This window comes from Sphingomonas sp. IW22, from assembly GCF_041321155.1.
Classification (GTDB): domain Bacteria; phylum Pseudomonadota; class Alphaproteobacteria; order Sphingomonadales; family Sphingomonadaceae; genus Sphingomonas.
This window is the reverse complement of the sequence record NZ_JBGGWB010000002.1, coordinates 173,816-193,397: the sequence shown is the minus strand read 5'-3', so window position 1 is coordinate 193,397 and position 19,582 is coordinate 173,816. Positions and strand designations below refer to the sequence as shown.

The following is a 19,582-nucleotide window of genomic DNA, read 5'->3' as shown; positions in this document are numbered from 1 at the left end:
GCGGCTTGGCCAGCCACCCGCGTGCCGCCGATCAGCGCTCCATCGCCTCGGTGAAATGGCGGCGGCACAGCGCAACGTAACGATCGTTGCCGCCGATTTCGGTCTGACGTCCTTCATGCACCGGATTGCCCTCGGCATCGACGCAAAGGTTCATCGTCGCCTTGCGCCCGCACTGACACACTGATTTCAGTTCGATCAGCGCATCGGAAATCGCCAGCAGGCGCGCCGCCCCTTCGAACAACTCGCCCTGAAAATCGGTCCGAAGGCCGTAGGCCAGCACCGGTACATCCGCCTTGTCAGCCAGCGCCGCCAGCTGCCCCACCTGTTCGGCGGTCAGAAACTGTGCCTCATCTACCAGCACGCAATGCACGCTGTGCGTGGCATGTTCGCGCGTCACGCAAGCGAACAGGTCGGTGGATCGTTCGAACGGGATGGCTTCGGCGGACAGGCCGATGCGCGAGCCGATCCGCCCATGCCCTTCCCGCGCGTCGATCGCTGCGGTGAACAACATGGTCCGCATGCCGCGCTCACGGTAATTGAAATCGGCCTGCAGCAGCGTGGTCGATTTCCCGGCATTCATCGAGGCATAGTAGAAATAGAGCTTGGCCATGGCCGATGCTCAGCCCTCGTCCGGCGCGGTGGCTTCCCCGTCGTCCAGATCGCGCGCAATTTCCGGGGAGCGGAGCAGCGCGTCGATGCGACCGCCCTCGTCAAAGCTCTCATCGGCCAGGAATTTCAGCCGCGCGGCATATTTCAGGTTCACCCGCGAGGCGACCGAGCGCTGAAGATAGGCGGTGTTGGTGCGAAGCGCCTTGAGCACCGCCGCCTCGTCCGCGCCCAGCAGCGGCTTTACGAACACCGTGGCGTGGCGAAGGTCCGGCGACATCCGCACCTCGGTCACGGATACGCTGTGCGCGGCGAGCACATCATCATGCACATCGCCGCGCATCAGCACATCGGACAGCACGTGGCGAACCTGCTCGCCCACGCGCAGCAGGCGGACCGAGCGGCCCTCCTGCGAATTGTCCTGCTGTCGCGCCATCAATAGGCCTCCGATGCGGCGCGGACGCTCAGAGCGTCCGCTCGCGCATCTCGACCTCGAAGGTTTCGAGATAGTCGCCGGCCTTGATGTCGGTGAAGTTCTGGCTGAACGTCACACCGCATTCCAGACCCGCGCGCACTTCGGCGACATCATCCTTGAAGCGACGCAGCGATGCAATTTCGCCCTGATAGATGATGACGTCGTCGCGCGTGATGCGGGCCTTGAGCGCCTTGCGAATGACGCCTTCGGTAACCAGCAGACCCGCGGCCTTGCCGTGCTTGCCGGCCGAGAAAACCTCGCGGATCTCGGCGCGACCCACCACGGTTTCGAACGCTTCGGGACCCAGTTCGCCCGCCATGCCTGCCCGGATTTCGTCGGTCAGGTCATAGATCACGTCGTAATATTTGAACGCGACGTGGTTACGCTCCGCGATTTCGCGCGCCTTGGCATTGGGACGGACGTTGAAGCCGATGATCGGCGCACCCGAAGCCGCCGCCACATTGACGTCGCTTTCGGTGATGCCGCCGACACCCGAATGCAGCACGCGAGCGCGGATTTCGTCGGTCGAGATCTTGTTGATCGCGGCGACGATCGCTTCGACCGATCCTTGCGTATCGGCCTTGACCACCAGCGGGTATTCGATTGCCTGCTTGGCCGACAGCGCGGAGAACATGGTCTCCAGGCTGGCCGGTGCCTGCGTCGTGCGCTTTTGGTTGATGACGCCCTGACGATATTCGGCGACCTCACGGGCGCGCGCCTCGCTCTCGACGACCTGCAACGGATCGCCCGCCATCGGCACGCCCGAAAGGCCCAGCACCTCGACCGGAACCGACGGACCGGCTTCCTTGACCTGGCGACCCTTGTCGTCGACCAGCGCACGGACCTTGCCGCTTTCGGCACCGACGACGAACACATCGCCCACGCGCAGCGTACCGCGGCTGACCAGCACAGTCGCGACAGGACCACGGCCCTTGTCGAGCTTGGCCTCGATCACCGTACCTTCGCCCGGGCGATCGGGATTGGCGCGCAATTCAAGCAATTCGGCCTGAAGCTGAATCTTCTCGATCAGGTTGTCCAGACCGATCTTCTTCAGCGCCGAAACCTCGACGTCCTGCACGTCACCCGACATCTCCTCGACCACGACTTCGTGTTCGAGCAGGCGTTCGCGGATCTTCTGCGGATTGGCCTCGTGCTTGTCGACCTTGTTGATCGCCACGATCATCGGCACGCCAGCGGCCTTGGTGTGATTGATCGCCTCGATCGTCTGCGGCATCAGCCCGTCGTCAGCGGCAACCACCAGCACCACGATGTCGGTCACGTTCGCACCGCGTGCGCGCATTTCCGAAAACGCTTCGTGACCCGGCGTGTCGAGGAAGGTGATCTTCGACTTGTCCTTCTGCGTCACCTGATAGGCGCCGATATGCTGGGTGATGCCACCGGCCTCCCCTGTCACCACATCGGTGCCGCGCAGCGCGTCGAGCAGGCTGGTCTTGCCGTGATCGACATGGCCCATGATCGTCACCACCGGCGGGCGGGGCTTGAGCGCAGCGTCGTCGTCGCCGGTCGTGTCCAGCTTCAGGTCGATGTCGCTTTCCGACACGCGCTTATAGTTGTGGCCGAATTCGGTCACCAGCAGTTCGGCGGTGTCGTGGTCGATCGACTGCGTCAGCGTAACGGGCATTCCCATCTTGAACAGCGCCTTGACCAGATCGGCCCCGCGCTCGGCCATACGAATGGCCAGTTCCTGGACGGTGATGACGTCGGGCACCTGCACGTCGCGGACCTGCTTGGCCTGCGGCTCGCGCGGGCCACCCTGGCCGCGACGTTCCTTTTCGCGCGCACGCTTGAGCGCGGCGAGGCTGCGAGCACGTGCGCCGCCGTCCTCGTTCAGTGCGCGATTGACAGTCAGCTTGCCCGACTGGCGACGATCGTCGCCCTTGCGGTCGCGCGACGGCGCGGGACGGCTGGGCGCGTCGCGACGCGGCGCAACGCCGGGTGCCGACGGACGCGCAGGCTGCGACGGCGAAGCCGCTGGTGCGGGCGTTTCCGCCTTTGGCTCGGGCTTCGGCTCGGGCTTGGGCTGAGGCTTCGGAATTTCGGGCCGCTGCACGGGGCTGAAGCGACGCGGCGCAGGCAGGCTGGGGTCCAGCTGCAACACCACGGGTTTCGGCGGGGCCGGCGGCGGCGGGGGCGGCGCCTTTGCCGCGGGCGCCTTCTCGGCGGCCTTGGGCGCGGCGGGCGCGGGCTTTGCCTCGGCTTCAGGCTTGGGCTGTGGCGCCTCTTCCTTCACCTCAGGCTCGGGCTGCGGCTTTTCTTCGGGCTCCGGCGCGGGGGCAGGAGCGGGAGCAGCCTTGGCCGCTTCCTCAGCCGCGCGAGCATCCGCTTCGGCGCGTGCCTTCTCCTCAGCACGACGCGCTTCGGCCTCGGCCGCTTCGGCACGCTCACGCTCCTCGCGACGGCGCGCTTCCTCAAGCGCGACCATGCGCTGCTCTTCGGCTTCGCGCAGCAGACGAGCCTGACGCTCATGCGGCGTTTCGTTCGACGGCGGGCGGCGAACCGGCGGCGGCGGGGGTGGAGGGGGCGGCGGGGCCGCGACAGGGGCAGGGGCGGGCGTTGCCGCTTCCTGCTGGACGGCACCCGCATCTTCGCCCGGACGGCCGATCGTGCGCCGGCGCTTGACCTCGACCACGACGGTGTTGGAGCGGCCATGGCTGAAGCTCTGCTTCACCTTGCCCGTTTCAACCGTGCGCTTGAGGCCCAGCGGCGCGCGCGCGCCCAGCTTCGGCTTGTCGTTGTCCGTATCGCTCATTCGGGTGCTCGAAGTCCTTCGTTCGTCCCGGCGGGTCCGCGCATCGCCGGGAAATCAGCCGATGCGCCCTGCGAGCCGGTTTCGCAAGGCTGGGGTGCGGTTTCAGGTCCGATAAAATGCAGCCAGCGGTTAAGCGCTTCGCTCACCCGCTTTGCTGCTCTGGCGTCGGTCAGGCCGACATGTACCACATTTTCACGGCCCAACGCCAATGACAATATGGTGCGCGGAACCGGTAATACCAGTCCCTTGAGGGTACTGCCCTCCACGTCGCGGCCAACGCGCCATGCCTGCGCCAGACGCCGGGCGCCATCGGCCCCCGCATCGCTGGCGTGCAACAGCATGGCAAGACGCCCCGCCCGCGCCGATTCCTCGATCCGGTCGCTGCCCGTCAGCAGCATACCAGCCTTGGCCTCCAACCCCAGCCGATCCAGCGTTGCGCGTTCCAGCGCGTCGGCGATCTTCTGCGGCAGGTCGGAAGGCAGCGTGATGTTGCTGGTCTTGAACGCGCGCGACAGGGCGCCGCGCAGCTTGCCCTTGGCAATCGCGGCTTCCAGCGCAGGACGGTCGACGCCGATCCAGGCGCCGCGACCGGGCGCCTTGCCCCGCACATCGGGGTGGATGACCCCGTCGGGCGCAAGCGCCAAGCGCACCAGCCCGTCGCGCGGGCCGGAGTCGCGCGTCAGAATACAGCTACGGTCGTTCATCGCCGCGCCTCCGTAAAAAGGCGCGACGATGCCGCGATCAGATGTCGGTCAGCGCGCTCATTGGTCGGAGTCCGCATGCGCGTCCTCCTCGGCGCCCGCAGGCGCTTCTTCGGCGACGGCGGCCGGTTCTTCGTCGAACCAGTGCGCGCGCGCAGCCATGATGATCTCGTTGCCCTGTTCGTCGGACAGGCCATATTCAGCCAGGATACCGCCCTTGGGCGCTTCACGCTTGGGCGCGTCGTCATTGCGGCGACGCGGTTCGGCGCGCTTCTTCTCGACCAGCTCGTCGGTTGCCAGATCGGCCAGATCGTCGAGGGTCTTGATCCCGGCCTTGCCCAGCGTGACCAGCATCGCTTCGGTCAGATAAGGCATGGTTGCCAGTGCGTCCTCGACGCCCAGCGCGCGGCGTTGCTCACGCGCAGCCTGCTCGCGGCGTTCCAGCGCTTCCTGCGCACGGCTTTGCAGCTCCTGCGCGAGATCGTCGTCGAAACCTTCGATGCTGGCCAGTTCGTCCAGCTCGACATAAGCGACCTCTTCCAGCTCGCCAAAGCCCTCGGCCACCAGCAGCTGCGCCAGCGTTTCGTCGACGTCCAGCTCGTTCTGGAACATCTCGGAATTGCGGACGAATTCCTGCTGACGCTTCTCGCTGGCGTCGGTTTCGGTCAGAATGTCGATCGCCTTGCCGGTCAGCTGGCTGGCCAGGCGAACATTCTGGCCGCGACGGCCGATGGCCAGCGACAGCTGATCGTCGGGCACCACCACTTCGATGCGGTCATCCTCTTCGTCGATCACCACGCGCGCCACGTTTGCGGGCTGAAGCGCATTCACGACGAACGTCGCAGTGTCGGGCGACCAAGGGATAATGTCGATCTTCTCGCCCTGCATTTCCTGCACGACGGCCTGAACGCGGCTGCCCTTCATGCCGACGCACGCGCCGACCGGGTCGATCGAGCTGTCGCGGCTGATGACACCGATCTTTGCGCGCGAACCCGGATCGCGGGCGGCGGCCTTGATTTCGATGATGCCGTCGTAGATTTCGGGCACTTCCTGCGCGAACAGCTTCTTCATGAAGTCTGGATGCGCGCGGCTCAGGAAAATCTGCGGCCCGCGATTTTCACGACGGACGTTCAGGATCAGGCTGCGGACGCGGTCGCCCACGCGGACCACTTCGCGCGGGATCTGCGCGTCGCGGCGGATCACGCCTTCCGCCCGGCCAAGGTCGACGACGACATGGCCGAATTCGACACGCTTGACGACGCCGGTGATGATCTCACCCACGCGATCCTTGAACTCTTCGTGCTGGCGCTCACGCTCGGCGTCGCGGACCTTCTGGAAGATGATCTGCTTCGACGCCTGCGCCTGGATGCGGCCGAATTCGATCGGGGGCAGCGGATCGACCAGGAAGTCGCCGATCTGCGCGTCCTTCTTCAGCTTCTGCGCGCCCTTGAGGTCGACCTGCTTGTACAGGTCGTCGACCTGCTCCACCACTTCGACCACGCGCCACAGGCGAAGGTCGCCCGAGCTGCCGTCCAGCTTGGCGCGGATATCCATTTCGGCGCCATAGCGGTTCTTGGCGGCGCGCTGGATCGCCTCTTCCATCGCCTCAATGACGATGGCGCGGTCGATCAGCTTTTCCTTGGCGACCGAATCGGCGATCGCGATCAGCTCGGCCTTGTTGGCGGAAATGGCGGTGGCCATCGTCGTTCGTTACCCTTCCATCAAAATCTTGTCCGCGCCCTCGGCCGAAATCGGCTGGGTCGCGGCGATCAGGCGATCGGTGAGCAGCAGCTTTGCATCCGCAATCTGCGCGAATTCGACTGTCATCGGCTTGTGCTTGCGCACATCGATCGTCACGCGATCGCCCTCAACGCCCATCAGGTCGCCGGTCAACTGCTTTCGCCCCTCAACCGGCTCGGCCAGCGTGATACGCGCTTCATGCCCCTGCCAGTCGGCAAAATCGGCCAACCGCGTCAGCGGGCGGTCGATGCCGGGCGACGACACTTCAAGGCGATAGGCATCCTCGATCGGGTCGGCGCCCTCGGCCTCCAGCGCGTCGAACCGGTCCGACACGCGACGCGACAATTCGGCGCAGTCGTCGATCGTCAGCTGACGGGTATCGGGCCGTTCGGCCATGATCTGCAGCGTGGGGTCCGACTTGCCGCCGAAAAACTTGACACGCACCAGCGACAGCCCAAGCGCGGTCGCTTCGGGTTCGATCAGGGCGGTCAGGCGGGCAATATCGGTCACACGGTCTCCGGCAGGTGATTCGATGCAAGCGGCTCCGGCGCCGGAGCCTGTCGGCCCCGACCTCGCCAAAGTCACCGATGTCGAGAACAAGCGCCCATATACGCGCCTTGGTCCATCGGCACAAGTCTTGGCGGAACCGTGCAGTTGGTTACAGGTTGCCCGCGTGACATTCCCGTCAGGAGTAACCCACGATGCGCGCTGCCATGTTGCTCGCCCTTTCATCCACTGCGCTGATCGCCTGTAGCGGCGGGGCTTCCGAAGCACCCGTGCCGGCTCCGACGTCCGAACAGGCTGCGGCATCGACCGACGACGCCCTTCCCTTTACCGCGACCCCCGTTGCCACGCTTGATTCGCCATGGGCCATGAATTTCCTGCCAGACGGTCAGTTGCTGGTGACGCAAAAGGCGGGCCAGATGCTGCTGATCAGCGCCGACGGCCGTACCAAGACGCCGTTGGCGGGTGTGCCCGAGGTCGACAGCGCCGGGCAAGGCGCCCTGATGGATGTGGTCCCCGCCCCCGATTTCGCGCAAAGCCGCATGGTCTATTTCTCCGGCTCGGTCGCTGGCGATGGCGGCAAGGGCGTGGTGCTTTGGCGTGCACGGCTCGTCGATGGCGACTCGCCGCGACTCGACGGCGTGACCGAATTGTTCCGCGCAACGCCGTTCGTGTCGGGTGGCGGCCATTATTCGGGCCGGATCGCCTTTGCCCCGGATGGCAAGCACCTGTTCTTCACCAATGGTGAGCGGCAGAAATTCGACCCGGCGCAAGATCCAAAGGCGACCTTGGGCAAGGTGCTGCGCCTGACGCTGGACGGTAAGCCTGCGGGCGACCCCGGCCTGACGGCGCGCGGTTTCCATCCGGCGGTCTGGTCCTATGGCCATCGCAACCTGCTTGGCATCGCATTCGATTCGGCGGGCAATCTGTGGCAGCAGGAAATGGGGCCAAAGGGCGGTGACGAGGTCAATCTGATCCTGCCCGGCCGCAATTACGGCTATCCCATCGTGTCCGACGGCGATCATTATGACGGTCGTCCTATTCCCGACCATGCAACCCGGCCGGAATTCGAACAGTACAAGGTGACGTGGAACCCCAGCATCTCACCGGGCGGGCTGATCGTCTATTCAGGCAAGATGTTCCCGCAGTGGCAGGGCGACCTGTTCATCGGCGGACTTTCCAGCCAGTCGCTGCTTCGCGTCGACGTGAACGGCACCAATGCGGCCAAGGGCGACCAGTGGTCGATGGGCAAGCGTATCCGCGACGTCGAACAGGGGCCGGACGGCGCGCTGTGGGTGATCGAGGACGGAGCCGGCGGCCGCCTGCTCAAGCTGACGCCGCGCGGCTGATCGCGACTATCGCGACAGCAGGAAATTGATGCGCGCGGCCGCGATCGGGTGGTCGCGCGCTTCCTGCCAGGCAAATGCCTCGACATTGGCGATGCGCGTGCCCAGCCGCACCACCACCCCTTCGGCCAGCGTGTCGCGGTCACGTCCCCCGCGCATGTAATCGACGGTCAGGTTGATCGGCTTCAGCCCCACGCCCTCATCGGCTAGCGCGTGGCGCAGCGCGGCGACCGCCGCCATCTCGACCAATCCGCCGATCGCCCCGCCATGGACGAAACCGGGCCGCCCGGTAACGGCATTGCCAAAGGGCATGACCAGGCGCGGCACGCCGCTGTCGCCCGGCTCCACCCGCAGGCCCAGCAATTGGGCATAAGGGGGCAGGCTCATCGCCGCGCCTCCGTCGACATGAAGGTGCCCGCGACATGCGCGACCGGGTCGTCGGGGTCGCCGTCATGCGCGATGCCGCGCACGAAACCGATGGCGCGCGTCAGGCGGTAACATTCGCCGCGCCCGATCACCGTCCGCTCCGGCGTGGCGGGGCGTAGATAATCGACGCGCAGGTCCAGCGTCGCATGCGGCACGAACCCGCCGCGCTTCATCCACACCGCCACGCTGGTCGCCATGTCCATCAACGCCACGATCGGCCCTGACGCCAGCACGCCGCGCGCGGGATCGCCAATCAGTTCGGGGCGCCATGGCAACGCCAGTTCGGCCCAGTCGGGGCCATGGTCGCGATATTCGATGCCCAACACGCCGCCATGATGCTGGCGCATCAGCGTCAGAAACTGTGCCGGGTCAAAGGGGATGGGAGCGGGCTGAGCCATGCCGGCTTCCTATCCGCACCGACCGCCCGCGCCAAGATTGCGGGAATATGCCTGCGACCGATTGTCCATTCCGCTCCACACTCCTCAGCGAATCGCGTATCCGTGCGGCAGAACAGGCCAACATGTCGGGAGCAGGCGAAATGCAGGATCGGGTCGCGATGACGGTGGCAGACGGGATCGCCGATGTACGAATGAACCGGCCGGAAAAGCTGAACGCCCTGGACCCGGCGATGTTCGATGCGCTGATCGACACGATCGAGCGGCTGGGCACGGTGGCGGATCTGCGCGCAGTGGTGTTATCAGGCGAAGGGCGGGGCTTTTGCGCGGGCCTGGACATGGCCAGCATGACAGGCGGCACCGCCGCGCTGGATGATCGCGCGCATGGCATTGCCAATCGCTATCAACAGGTCGCCTGGGGTTGGCGCACACTGCCGGTGCCGGTGATCGCAGCGTTGCATGGTCCCGTGCTGGGCGGCGGGCTTCAGATTGCCAGCGGCGCCGACATTCGCATCGCCGCGCCCGATACGCGCCTGTCGGTCATGGAGCTGAAATGGGGCATCGTCCCCGACATGGCCGGCCATGTTTTGTGGCGCGGGCTGGTGCGCGCCGACCTGCTGCGCGAGTGCATCTATACCGCGCGCGAATTCGATGGTGAGGAAGCGGCGCGGCTCGGTTTCGTCACCCGCATCGCCGCCGATCCGCTGGCGGAGGCGATGGCGCTGGCCCGCGCCATTGCCGGGCGCAACCCGGATGCGATCCGCGCCGCCAAGCGGCTGGCTGCACGGGCCGCCGAAGCGGGTGCCGAGGCGGTGCTGGCAGCAGAGGCGCGCGAACAGGCCGCGCTGATCGGCAGCGCCAACCAAATGGAGGCGGTGCGCGCGAACCTGTCGGGTCGCGCGCCCGTCTTTACCGATCAGACGATCTTCTGACCCGTCTTGGCCCAGTCGGCCAGGAAGCCTTCGATGCCCTTGTCGGTCAGCGGGTGCTTGACCAGCTGCTTGATGACCGACGGCGGCGCAGTCATCACATCGGCGCCGATCTTGGCCGCTTCCAGCACATGGATCGGGTGCCGCACGCTGGCCACCAGGATTTCGGTGTCGAAAGCGTAATTGTCATAGATCTGGCGGATGTCGGCGATCAGCTGCATCCCGTCGAACCCGTTATCGTCGTGACGGCCGACGAACGGCGAGATGAACGTCGCGCCCGCCTTCGCCGCCAGCAGCGCCTGATTGGCCGAGAAGCACAGGGTCACGTTGACCATAGTGCCGTCGTCGCTCAACGTCTTGCAGGTCTTCAGGCCGTCGATGGTCAGCGGCACCTTGATCGTCACATTGTCGGCGATCTTGCGCAGGATTTCGGCCTCGCGCATCATTTCGGCATAATCCAGCGCCACGACCTCGGCTGAAACCGGGCCGTCGATCAGGCCGCAGATCTCGCGCGTGACTTCGATGAAGTCGCGGCCGGCCTTGGCGATCAGCGACGGGTTGGTGGTCACGCCGTCCAGCAGCCCGGCATCGGCCAGGTCGCGGATGTCGTCGACGTTAGCGGTATCGGCGAAGAACTTCATCGGGCACCTCTCGTGCGGGAAATGGTCGCGGCGTCCTGTACCGGCTCGGTTCCGGCGCGTATAGTGCGAACACGGCCGTGCGTCTTACCCTGCGTTAACCAACGTCGGTTAAGATGGTGACATGACCGACCCCGCCGTCGATGAAACGCACGAAGCACGCCGCATTCAGGTGCTGCGCGCGCTCGACCTGATCGATCACGCGCCGCGTGAGCAACTGAACACGCTGGCGGCGTTGGCCGCGCGGCTGGTCGATGCGCCGATCGGGGTCGTCACGCTGATCGACCGGCACGAACAGCATCTGATCGGCCGCTATGGCACCCAGCTCGGCACCGGTCCGCGCCGTGACAGTTTCTGCCAGCACACGATCGGCCAGGATCGGCCACTGATCGTTGCCGACGCGCTGAACGACCCGCGCTTTGCGAATCTGCCAGCGGTCGTGGCTGCGGATGTGCGTTTCTATGCCGGGGTTCCGATTTCCGCGAGCGCCCATGGCATCGGTCGTGCGGTGATCGGCGCGCTGTGCGTTCTCGACCCAGAACCCCGCACCCTCGACCCCGAACAACAGGCATCGCTGGCCGCGCTCGCCGAAGTTGCGGAAAAGGTGATCGAAGCGCGCAGCACCGCGCGCGACGCCCTGGTCCTGGCGCAGCAGGCGCACGAACAAGCCGTCGCGCTGCAGCAAAAGGACCGTATCATCCAGCAAGCCGAACGGCTGGCGATGATCGGCGCGTGGCGTTTCAGACCGCAATCGCCCACGCTGGAATGGACCGATGGCGTGCGCCACATCCACGAAGTCGACGCCGATTTCGTGCCGACGATGGAAAGCGCGCTCGATTTCTATCCGCCTCATGCCCGCGCGATGGTCAGCGACGCGATCGAACGGACGCTGAGAACCGGGGAGCCGATCGACTTCGAGACCGATTTCGTCACCGCGCGGGGCCGCCCGCTGCGCGTGCGCTGCTTGGGCGAAGTGGAACGGGGTGCCGATGGCAGGACGATGGTCACCGGCATGATTCAGGACGTGACCACCCGCTGGCAGCTGGAACAGCAGTTGCGGCGCTCGGCCCATGTCGATTCGCTGACGGGCATCGCCAATCGCGCGGGGTTCAACGAACGGCTGATCGAGGCGCTGGCGCGTGCGCGTGACCGGGGCACGCCACTGGCACTGGTGCTGATCGACCTGGACGGTTTCAAGCGCGTGAACGACACGCACGGCCATGTCGCGGGCGACGATGTGCTGCGCGCCTATGGCCAGCGGCTGCGCATCGACTGGCTGGCTGACACGTTCCCGGCACGGCTGGGCGGCGACGAATTCGCGCTGATCGTCGAAGGTCCGGCGACGCGCGACCTGCCACTGCGCATTGCACGGCTTCTGGACCATCTGGCGCGGCCCATCCCGCTTGAGGGGCAGATGCTGCAATGTCCCGGTTCGATCGGCTGGGCGCGTTTCGAATCCGATATGGAACGGGTGCGTGATCTGGTCCACGCCGCCGACACCGCGCTCTACAAGGCAAAGCGTGAACGGCGCGGCGCCGCGCGGGCCGTGAACGAGTGACCCTTTCCTTCGCGGCGCCAACCGCTACCTAGGGGCGCATGCCAGGGCAGCGCAGTCGCGTCATCGTCATGAATTCCGCGCTCGGCCCGCTCGATTACCGGGTGCCGGCGGGCATGATGGTCGAGCCGGGGTCGATCGTCGTCGCGCCGCTTGGCCCCCGCCAGTTGCTGGGCGTTGCGTGGGAGGCCGATCGCCTACCGACCGAGGAGGTGGGCGACAATCGCCTTCGCAACCTGATCTCGGTGGCCGATGTGCCGCCGATTCCCGCCGCCTTGCGCCGCCTGATCGAATGGACCGCCGACTATTATCTGGCGCCAATGGCCAGCGTCGTCCGGATGGCATTGCCGTCCAGCTCCGCGCTGGAGGGTGCAAAGCTGGCTGTCGAATATCGCGCGACCGGCGAGCTGCCCGACCGGCTGACACCGCAGCGCGAACAGGCACTGGCGCGGATCGGGGACCGGCAGGGGCTGGTCCGCGAGCTGGCGACGATCGCCGATGTGTCGGACGCGGTCATTCGCGGGCTGGTCAAGGTGGGCGCGATCGAAGCGGTGGAGGTCGATATCGACCTGCCCTATCCTCTCCCCGACCCGGACCATGCCCCGCCCGCCCTGTCCAGCGATCAGGCCGAAGTTGCTGCCACCCTGCGCGCGGCAGTGGATGCGCGGGCGTTCCAGCCCTTCCTGCTCGACGGCGTGACCGGGTCGGGCAAGACCGAAACCTATTTCGAGGGCGTGGCAGAGGCGCTGGCCGACGGGCGGCAGACGCTGGTGCTGCTCCCCGAAATCGCGCTGACCGAACCATTCCTCAAACGCTTCCACGCCCGGTTCGGGTGCCAGCCGGTTGCCTGGCACTCCGACCTGCGCCAGTCGCAGCGCCGCCGCGCGTGGCGCGCGATTGCCAGCGGAGAGGCAAAGGTGGTGGTTGGCGCCCGCTCCGCGCTGTTCCTGCCCTATCCGAATCTCGGCCTGATCGTCGTGGACGAGGCGCACGAGACCAGCTTCAAGCAGGAAGACGGCGTGCATTATCACGCCCGCGACGTGGCGGTGATGCGCGGGCTGTTCGAACAATGCCCCGTCGTGCTGGCGACCGCGACTCCGGCGATCGAGACGCGGCATCAGGTGGCGCTGGGCCGCTATGCCGAACTCAAGCTGCCGGGCCGATACGGCGCGGCGCAAATGCCCGCGATCGAGGCGATCGACCTGTTGCGCGACCCGCCGCCGCGTGGCCGCTGGATCGCGCCCACGCTGTCGCGCGCCATCGACGACACGCTGGAGCGCGGGGAGCAGGCTTTGCTGTTCCTGAATCGGCGCGGCTATGCCCCGCTGACCTTGTGCCGGACCTGCGGGCATCGCTTCCAGTGCCCGAACTGCACCGCCTGGATGGTCGAGCACCGGCTGATCCGGCGGCTGGCGTGCCATCATTGCGGCCATGTCCTGCCCACCCCGCGCGCCTGCCCGGAATGCAAGGAGGAGGAATCGCTCGTCGCCTGCGGTCCCGGTGTCGAGCGCATCGCGGACGAAGCCGCCGCACTGTGGCCGAACGCGCGCATCGCCGTCGTCACGTCCGACACGATCTGGTCGCCCGCCAAGGCCGCCGAATTCGTCGCGCGGATGGAGGCGCGGGAGATCGACATCGTCGTCGGCACGCAGTTGATTACCAAGGGCTATCACTTCCCCGACCTGACGCTGGTGGGCGTGATCGACGCCGACCTTGGCCTGTCGGGCGGCGATCTGCGCGCGGCGGAGCGCAGTTTCCAACAGATCATGCAGGTCGCGGGACGCGCCGGGCGCGGGGAAAAGCCCGGCCATGTCTATATCCAGACGCATGACCCGCAGGCGCCGGTCATGCAGGCGTTGGTTTCGGGCGATGCCGAAAGCTTTTACGAGGCCGAGACAGAGGCGCGGCGCGATGCCGATGCGCCCCCCTTTGGCCGGTTCGCCGCCATCATCGTGTCGAGCGAGGACAAGGACGCCGCCCACGACACCGCCCGCGCCATCGGCCGCGCCGCCCCCCGGCTGGAGGGGATGGACGTGTTCGGCCCCGCCCCCGCCCCGCTCGCCATGCTGCGCGGCCGCCACCGATTCCGCCTGCTGGTCCATGCGCGCCGCGTATTTCCGGTGCAGGACGCGATCCGCGACTGGCTGGGCGCGCTGGACTGGCCGGCAAAGGTGCGCGTCGCGGTCGATGTCGATCCGTATAGTTTCGTGTGACCCCCTTGAACCCCGCCCATGCATGACGGATGTGTGAGGCCCCACCGATCGGAGCCTGTTTCTTGACGCGCCTGCTGATCCTGCTCGCGATGCTGGTCATCGGCATCGCCCCTGCCCGCGCCGACGACATCTCTGCCGCCGCGCGCGGGGTGGTGCGCGTGGTCACGGTAGCGATGGTTGAGGATGAGGTGGTGGATTTCGGCCACGGGTCAGGCTTTGCCGTCGGCCCCAACCGCGTCGTCACCAATGCCCATGTCGTCGAACTGGCCGCCCGATACCCCGATAACGTCGTGATCGGCGTGGTGCCGAGCGAGGGGGAGCGATCGGTGCAGGGGCGGCTGGTCGCGGTCGATCCGGCGCGTGACCTGGCCCTGATCGAATTTGGCGAAGTGCGCTTGCCGCCGCTGACGCTGTATACCGGGCCAGTCGATGACGGGGCGGCTTTGGTGTCGCTCGGCTATCCGGGCAATGTCGATCTGGCGACCGCCGGGTCCGCCGCCGATTTCATCCGCCCGCTGTCGCCGGTTAGAAGCCAGGGCAATTATTCGGGCGCGCGCTCGTTGGCGGGGACGCAGGTGCTGTTGCACACCGCCGGCATTGCGCGCGGCAATTCGGGCGGGCCGCTGCTGGACGGATGCGGGCGGGTGATCGGCGTCAATTCCGCCATCACGCGCGCCGATGACGGCGATGCGGGCTTCGGCTTTGCCATCGCCAACGCCGAATTGATGGCGTTCCTGCGCGAAGCCGGACAGGCAGCGGCGACCGTCGGCACGCCGTGCACCAGTATCGAGGCGCAAATGGCCAGCGAACGCGCCGCCGACGCTCTGGCCACCGAAGCCGATGCCATTGCGCGCCGCGAAGCGGCACAGCGAATGGCCGCATCGCGCGCCGATGCAATCGCCGAAGCGCGCGCCGCGAATGAGCGGATGCGGGAGAATTTCGTCGGCATCGCCGCGCTGCTGCTGGTGCTGGGCGCGCTAGCGGTCGGGGCGGGCGGCCTGCTTTATCAGCGCGGCAAGCAGCGTGAGGCGATGTGGGCGGGCGGCAGCGGCGCGGCGCTGATGGTCGTCGCGATCCTGGTGTTCCTGCTTCGCCCCGGTTTCGATCCCGAACGCGCCGAGGCGATGGCGCGCGCCGCCGCGCCATCGCCGACGCCGACTCCCGCCGCCGTCGACCCGGCCGCTGCGCAGGGGCCACTAATCTGCTCGATCGACCCGGCGCGCAGCCGCCTTACCGTGTCTTCGGTCGATGATGTAATGCTCGATCTGGGCGCTGATGGTTGCGTCAACGGGCGCACCCAATATGCAGAATCGGGCCGGCGATGGGCGCGGGTGCTGGTGCCCGACGCCGAACAGACGGTGTCGGTGCTGGAACTCGATCCCGCCACGCGCACCTATACCAACACCCGCTATCTATTGTCGGCGGATCGGATGGAGCAGGCCCGCGCCCTGCGGCGTGAGGTTCAGTTAAAGCAATGTTCCGCCGATCAGGCCGCGCGCGCCGCGCTCACCAGTCAGCAATCGGCCATTCGCGCTGCGCTGCCGCCCCTGCCCAACGAACGGCTGGTCTATCGCTGCCGCCCGGCGTCGGCGGCGGGTTGACGGTTACAGCGCCTGTGCCGCGGCCCAACCGCTGGCCCAGGCCCATTGGAAATTATAGCCACCAAGCCAACCGGTCACATCGACCGCCTCGCCAATGAAGTACAGGCCAGGCAACTTGCGCGCGGCCAGCGTCTGGGACGAAAGCTCGGCGGTGCTGACGCCGCCCGCAGTCACTTCGGCCTTGGCATAGCCCTCGGTCCCGTTGGGGTTGAACGCCCATGCAGACAGCGCGCGTTCGGCCGCAGCCAACTTTGCATCGGACAGGTTGATCAACTCCGCCGTCAGTCCCAGCCGCTCCGCCAGCACATCGGCCAGCCGTTCAGGGAGCGTCCGCGCCAGCAACCGGGGGACGCGCAGGCGCGGCGCTTCGCGCTTGGCAGTCTTCAGCCAGCCTTCGCCTTGCGTGGGCAAAAAGTCGATAGTCACGGGCTGACCATGCCGCCAATAGGACGAAGCCTGAAGGATTGCCGGACCCGAAAGCCCGCGATGCGTGAACAGCGCGGCTTCCCGGAACGACGCCTTGCCTGCTGTCGCGATCACGTCCGCCGAGACGCCTGACAGGGAACGGAACAGCACCTCGTCTCCGCCCAGCGTCAGCGGCACCAGCGCGGGGCGCGGCTCCACCACCTTCAATCCGAAGCGGCGGGCAATGTCATAGGCGATGCCGGTCGCGCCCATTTTCGGGATCGACGGCCCGCCGGTCGCGATCACCAGCGACGGCGCGGTGACAGTGCGTCCGTTCACGCTCACGCTGAACCGGCCATCGGCGTGCGTCAGATCGCTGGCACCGTGCCCCAGCGCCACCTCGACCCCGCCGACCGCGCATTCGCCCATCAGCATCTCGACAATCTGTCGCGCAGAGCCGTCGCAGAACAGCTGCCCCAACGTCTTTTCGTGCCACGCGATGCCGTGCCGGTCGACCATCGCGATAAAATCGGCCGGCTGATAGCGCGCCAGCGCTGACCTTGCGAAATGCGGGTTGGCGGACAGGAAACGGTCGGGCGCGGTGCCGGTGTTGGTGAAGTTGCAGCGCCCGCCGCCGGAAATCAGGATCTTCTTGCCCGGCGTATCGGCATGATCGATCACCAGCACATGGCGACCGCGCTGACCCGCGACGGCGGCGCACATCAGCCCGGCGGCACCGGCCCCCAGCACGATCGCATCATAGTCGCCACGCATCAGCGCAGCTTGGCAATCGACAGCCCGTCTTCCTTGGCGCGATCCTTCACCGATTCCTCGCTGCGGGTCAGCGCCTTGGCGATGGCTTTCAGGGCCATGCCCTTTTTTGCAAGCGTGTGCAGCTTCTGGATTTCGTCCTGCCGCCACGGCTGGCGGTGTCGTTCAAAGCGTTCGGCCATGACACCCCTTATCCTTTTGCCGGCATCCGCGCGAGCCGCACCAATGCGGTGTCGAGCGCTTGCAGGAAACGTGAACGATCCGCCTTTGAAAATGGCGCCGGCCCGCCCAGTTGCGCGCCACCTGCGCGCAGATCGGCCATGATCGCACGCGTCGCGATGGCGCCGCCGATCGAGCTGGTCGTAAACGGCTTGCCCGTGGGGGAGAGCACCATGCCCCCCGCCTTCAGACAGCGGTCGGCCAGCAGGATGTCGGCGGTAATCACCACCGAACGATCATCGGTCCGCTCCGCGATCCAGTCATCGGCGGCGTCGAACCCGTCGCTGACCGTCACCCGTTCGATCAGCGGATGGGCCGGAACGCGCAGGAATGCGTTGCTGACCACCGTCACCGGCACCGAATGGCGCCAGGCGACGGTGTAGATCTCATCCTTGACCGGGCAGGCGTCGGCATCGACCAGGATGCGCGCCCCCCCGCTCACCGGGGGCGCGGCCCCTTGCGATGCGGCTTGCCCGCGCGCGGCGGGTGATTGCCACGGCGCGGCGGCCCGGCATTGGGGCCATTGCGGCGCGGGCCGCCATGATCACCGCGCGTGCCGGGTTCGGGCGCGCCTTCGGCCTGTTCGATCCGCACGCCGCTTTCGTCATCCCCATTGGGATCGGCGGTGCGCTGGACGGCGGCGGCAAACTTGGCGGCGATGGCGCTGGGCACCTGAAACCAGGTTTCGCCCGCCGCGATGCGGATCGCGCCGATCTCGGCCTTGGTCACATGACCGCGACGACAGATCAGCGGCAGGATCCAGCGCGGATCGGCGTTCTGGCGGCGGCCCACATTCATGCGGAACCAGACCGTGTCCTCAAAACCGGGCCGATGGCGTTCGGCCTGAGCCGCGCGGCGTGCCTCCGGCGTCCCTTCGATCAGTTCTTCGGGCACGGGCAGCGCCGCGCGGTGTGCGCGGACCAGCGCGGCGGCGATATCCTCGGGACTGCGTTCGGCCAGCAGGCGAGCGGCCAGTTCGCGATCTTCCTCATCGACCTCGACCGGGGCCAGCAGCGCTTCCAGCATGCGTTCGCGGTCGCGGGCGCGGATGTCTTCCGGCGTCGGCGCTTCCACCCATTCGGCGTTGATGCGCGCGCCGCGCAGCAGCGCTTCCATCCGACGACGGCGCGGATAGGGAACGATCAGCACGGCCGTCCCCTTTTTGCCCGCGCGACCCGTCCGACCCGAACGGTGCTGCAACGTCTCCGCATCGCGCGGCAGCTCGACATGGACGACCAGGCTCAGGCTGGGCAGGTCGATACCGCGCGCCGCCACGTCGGTCGCGACGCAAACCCGTGCACGCTTGTCGCGCAGCGCCTGAAGCGCGGCGTTGCGCTCGTTCTGGCTATGCTCCCCCGACAGCGCCACGGCCTGAAACCCGCGTTCGATCAGGCTGGCGTGCAGGTGACGGACATTGTCGCGCGTGGCGCAGAACAGGATCGCCGTCTCCGCCTCGTGAAGGCGCAGCAGGTTGATGGCGACATGCTCGATGTCGGACGGCGACACGGTGACCGCCTGATAGGCGATGTCGCCATGCCCGCGGTCCTGCCCGACGGTCGAAATACGCAGCGCGTCGGTCTGATACCGTTTGGCCAGCGCCTCGATCGGGCGCGGCATGGTGGCCGAGAACAACAGCGTGCGGCGGCCATCGGGTGTCGCGTCGAGGATGTGTTCCAGATCCTCGCGAAAGCCCATGTCGAGCATTTCGTCCGCTTCATCCAGCACCGCGACGCGCAGTTCGCTCAGTTCGAGCGCGCCGCGTTCCAGATGGTCGCGCAACCGGCCCGGCGTGCCGACGACGATATGCGCGCCGTAGGACAGCTGACGGCGCTCCTTCGAAGCGTCCATGCCGCCGACACAGGTGGCGATGCGCGCACGGGCATTGGCGTACAGCCAGCCAAGCTCGCGGCTGACCTGCAACGCAAGTTCGCGCGTCGGCGCGACGATAAGGGCCAGCGGCTTGCCCGGCGGCGGCAGCGTGTCATCGGCGAACAGCTGCGCGGCCATGCCGAGGCCAAAGGCAACGGTCTTGCCAGAGCCGGTCTGGGCCGAAACGACCAGATCACGTCCCCCGGCCTCTTCGGCAAGGACGGCGTTCTGGACAGGGGTAAGCGCGGCATATCCGCGCGCGGCGAGCGCTTCCGAAAGAAGCGGCGGGATCAGATCATTGTTCATGCAAGCCCCTCACATGCGCCCGCAACGCCCCGCACGCAAGGCCACGCGGTGCAAAAGCGACGGCGCGGGCCGATCATACGCCGTTTCAGAGTGCCCGCCGCCGATCGACAACC

The 19,582-nt window shown here is 66.9% G+C and carries 18 protein-coding genes; 5 read left to right on the top strand and 13 right to left on the bottom strand.

Annotation, left to right across the window (positions count from 1 at the left end):
- Positions 1-31 precede the first annotated feature (31 nt).
- The 6 genes from ACAX61_RS12470 to rimP are packed head-to-tail and all read right to left on the bottom strand — an operon-like array spanning position 32 to position 6,802.
- The gene (locus tag ACAX61_RS12470; RefSeq protein ID WP_370715156.1) at positions 32-610 is read right to left on the bottom strand and encodes a thymidine kinase; all 579 of its coding nucleotides are present in this window, start codon (positions 608-610) and stop codon (positions 32-34) included.
- 9 nt (positions 611-619) lie between these two features.
- A complete protein-coding gene (rbfA, locus tag ACAX61_RS12465) occupies positions 620-1,042 on the bottom strand; it encodes a 30S ribosome-binding factor RbfA (protein WP_370715155.1) in 423 nt (140 codons plus the stop codon).
- 28 nt (positions 1,043-1,070) lie between these two features.
- Positions 1,071-3,851 (bottom strand): translation initiation factor IF-2, encoded by a 2,781-nt coding sequence (infB, locus tag ACAX61_RS12460; RefSeq protein WP_370715154.1) that lies wholly within the window; start codon positions 3,849-3,851, stop codon positions 1,071-1,073.
- Positions 3,848-4,555 (bottom strand): DUF448 domain-containing protein, encoded by a 708-nt coding sequence (locus ACAX61_RS12455; RefSeq protein WP_370715153.1) that lies wholly within the window; start codon positions 4,553-4,555, stop codon positions 3,848-3,850. The genes infB and ACAX61_RS12455 overlap by 4 nt, the downstream gene beginning before the upstream one ends.
- Before the next feature lie 57 nt (positions 4,556-4,612).
- Positions 4,613-6,253 carry a transcription termination factor NusA gene (nusA, locus tag ACAX61_RS12450; RefSeq protein WP_370715152.1) on the bottom strand — a complete coding sequence of 547 codons (1,641 nt, stop codon included), beginning with the start codon at positions 6,251-6,253 and terminating at the stop codon, positions 4,613-4,615.
- A 9-nt stretch (positions 6,254-6,262) separates the two neighbouring features.
- Positions 6,263-6,802 (bottom strand): ribosome maturation protein RimP, encoded by a 540-nt coding sequence (gene rimP, locus ACAX61_RS12445; RefSeq protein ID WP_370715151.1) that lies wholly within the window; start codon positions 6,800-6,802, stop codon positions 6,263-6,265.
- Positions 6,803-6,993: 191 nt separating this feature from the next.
- On the opposite strand from rimP, the gene ACAX61_RS12440 reads away from it, so the two are divergent.
- Positions 6,994-8,145 carry a PQQ-dependent sugar dehydrogenase gene (locus ACAX61_RS12440; RefSeq protein ID WP_370715150.1) on the top strand — a complete coding sequence of 384 codons (1,152 nt, stop codon included), beginning with the start codon at positions 6,994-6,996 and terminating at the stop codon, positions 8,143-8,145.
- A 6-nt stretch (positions 8,146-8,151) separates the two neighbouring features.
- On the opposite strand, the gene ACAX61_RS12435 is transcribed toward ACAX61_RS12440, so the two are convergent.
- Together ACAX61_RS12435 and ACAX61_RS12430 are read right to left on the bottom strand one after the other, a co-directional pair.
- Positions 8,152-8,529 (bottom strand): PaaI family thioesterase, encoded by a 378-nt coding sequence (locus ACAX61_RS12435; protein WP_370715149.1) that lies wholly within the window; start codon positions 8,527-8,529, stop codon positions 8,152-8,154.
- Positions 8,526-8,966, bottom strand: coding sequence for a PaaI family thioesterase (locus ACAX61_RS12430; RefSeq protein WP_370715148.1), 441 nt, complete (start codon positions 8,964-8,966; stop codon positions 8,526-8,528). Before ACAX61_RS12430 ends, ACAX61_RS12435 begins: the two co-directional genes overlap by 4 nt.
- Positions 8,967-9,106: 140 nt before the next feature.
- On the opposite strand from ACAX61_RS12430, the gene ACAX61_RS12425 reads away from it, so the two are divergent.
- Complete coding sequence (locus ACAX61_RS12425; RefSeq protein WP_370715377.1) at positions 9,107-9,895, top strand: crotonase/enoyl-CoA hydratase family protein; 789 nt, start codon at positions 9,107-9,109, stop codon at positions 9,893-9,895.
- On the opposite strand, the gene fsa is transcribed toward ACAX61_RS12425, so the two are convergent.
- On the bottom strand, positions 9,880-10,533 hold the full coding sequence (gene fsa, locus ACAX61_RS12420; protein ID WP_370715147.1) for a fructose-6-phosphate aldolase: 654 nt from the start codon (positions 10,531-10,533) through the stop codon (positions 9,880-9,882). The two genes, ACAX61_RS12425 and fsa, sit on opposite strands and share 16 nt — an antisense overlap.
- 121 nt (positions 10,534-10,654) lie before the next feature.
- On the opposite strand from fsa, the gene ACAX61_RS12415 reads away from it, so the two are divergent.
- From ACAX61_RS12415 to ACAX61_RS12405, 3 genes are all read left to right on the top strand, one after another.
- On the top strand, positions 10,655-12,088 hold the full coding sequence (locus ACAX61_RS12415) for a diguanylate cyclase domain-containing protein (RefSeq protein WP_370715146.1): 1,434 nt from the start codon (positions 10,655-10,657) through the stop codon (positions 12,086-12,088).
- A gap of 38 nt (positions 12,089-12,126) precedes the next feature.
- Positions 12,127-14,298, top strand: a complete 2,172-nt coding sequence (locus ACAX61_RS12410; RefSeq protein WP_370715145.1) for a primosomal protein N' — start codon at positions 12,127-12,129, stop codon at positions 14,296-14,298.
- Between the two features lie 62 nt (positions 14,299-14,360).
- On the top strand, positions 14,361-15,899 hold the full coding sequence (locus ACAX61_RS12405) for a S1C family serine protease (protein WP_370715144.1): 1,539 nt from the start codon (positions 14,361-14,363) through the stop codon (positions 15,897-15,899).
- Between the two features lie 3 nt (positions 15,900-15,902).
- On the opposite strand, the gene ACAX61_RS12400 is transcribed toward ACAX61_RS12405, so the two are convergent.
- Genes ACAX61_RS12400 through ACAX61_RS12385 form a run of 4 tightly spaced genes read right to left on the bottom strand, consistent with a single transcriptional unit; the run spans position 15,903 to position 19,469 of the window.
- Positions 15,903-17,078: a BaiN/RdsA family NAD(P)/FAD-dependent oxidoreductase gene (locus ACAX61_RS12400; protein WP_370715143.1), complete on the bottom strand. Its 1,176-nt coding sequence runs from the start codon at positions 17,076-17,078 to the stop codon at positions 15,903-15,905.
- A complete protein-coding gene (locus ACAX61_RS12395; protein WP_325282647.1) occupies positions 17,078-17,257 on the bottom strand; it encodes a hypothetical protein in 180 nt (59 codons plus the stop codon). The genes ACAX61_RS12400 and ACAX61_RS12395 overlap by 1 nt, the downstream gene beginning before the upstream one ends.
- An 8-nt stretch (positions 17,258-17,265) precedes the next feature.
- Positions 17,266-17,736, bottom strand: coding sequence for a YaiI/YqxD family protein (locus ACAX61_RS12390; RefSeq protein ID WP_370715142.1), 471 nt, complete (start codon positions 17,734-17,736; stop codon positions 17,266-17,268).
- Complete coding sequence (locus tag ACAX61_RS12385) at positions 17,733-19,469, bottom strand: DEAD/DEAH box helicase (RefSeq protein ID WP_370715141.1); 1,737 nt, start codon at positions 19,467-19,469, stop codon at positions 17,733-17,735. Before ACAX61_RS12385 ends, ACAX61_RS12390 begins: the two co-directional genes overlap by 4 nt.
- Positions 19,470-19,582 lie beyond the last annotated feature (113 nt).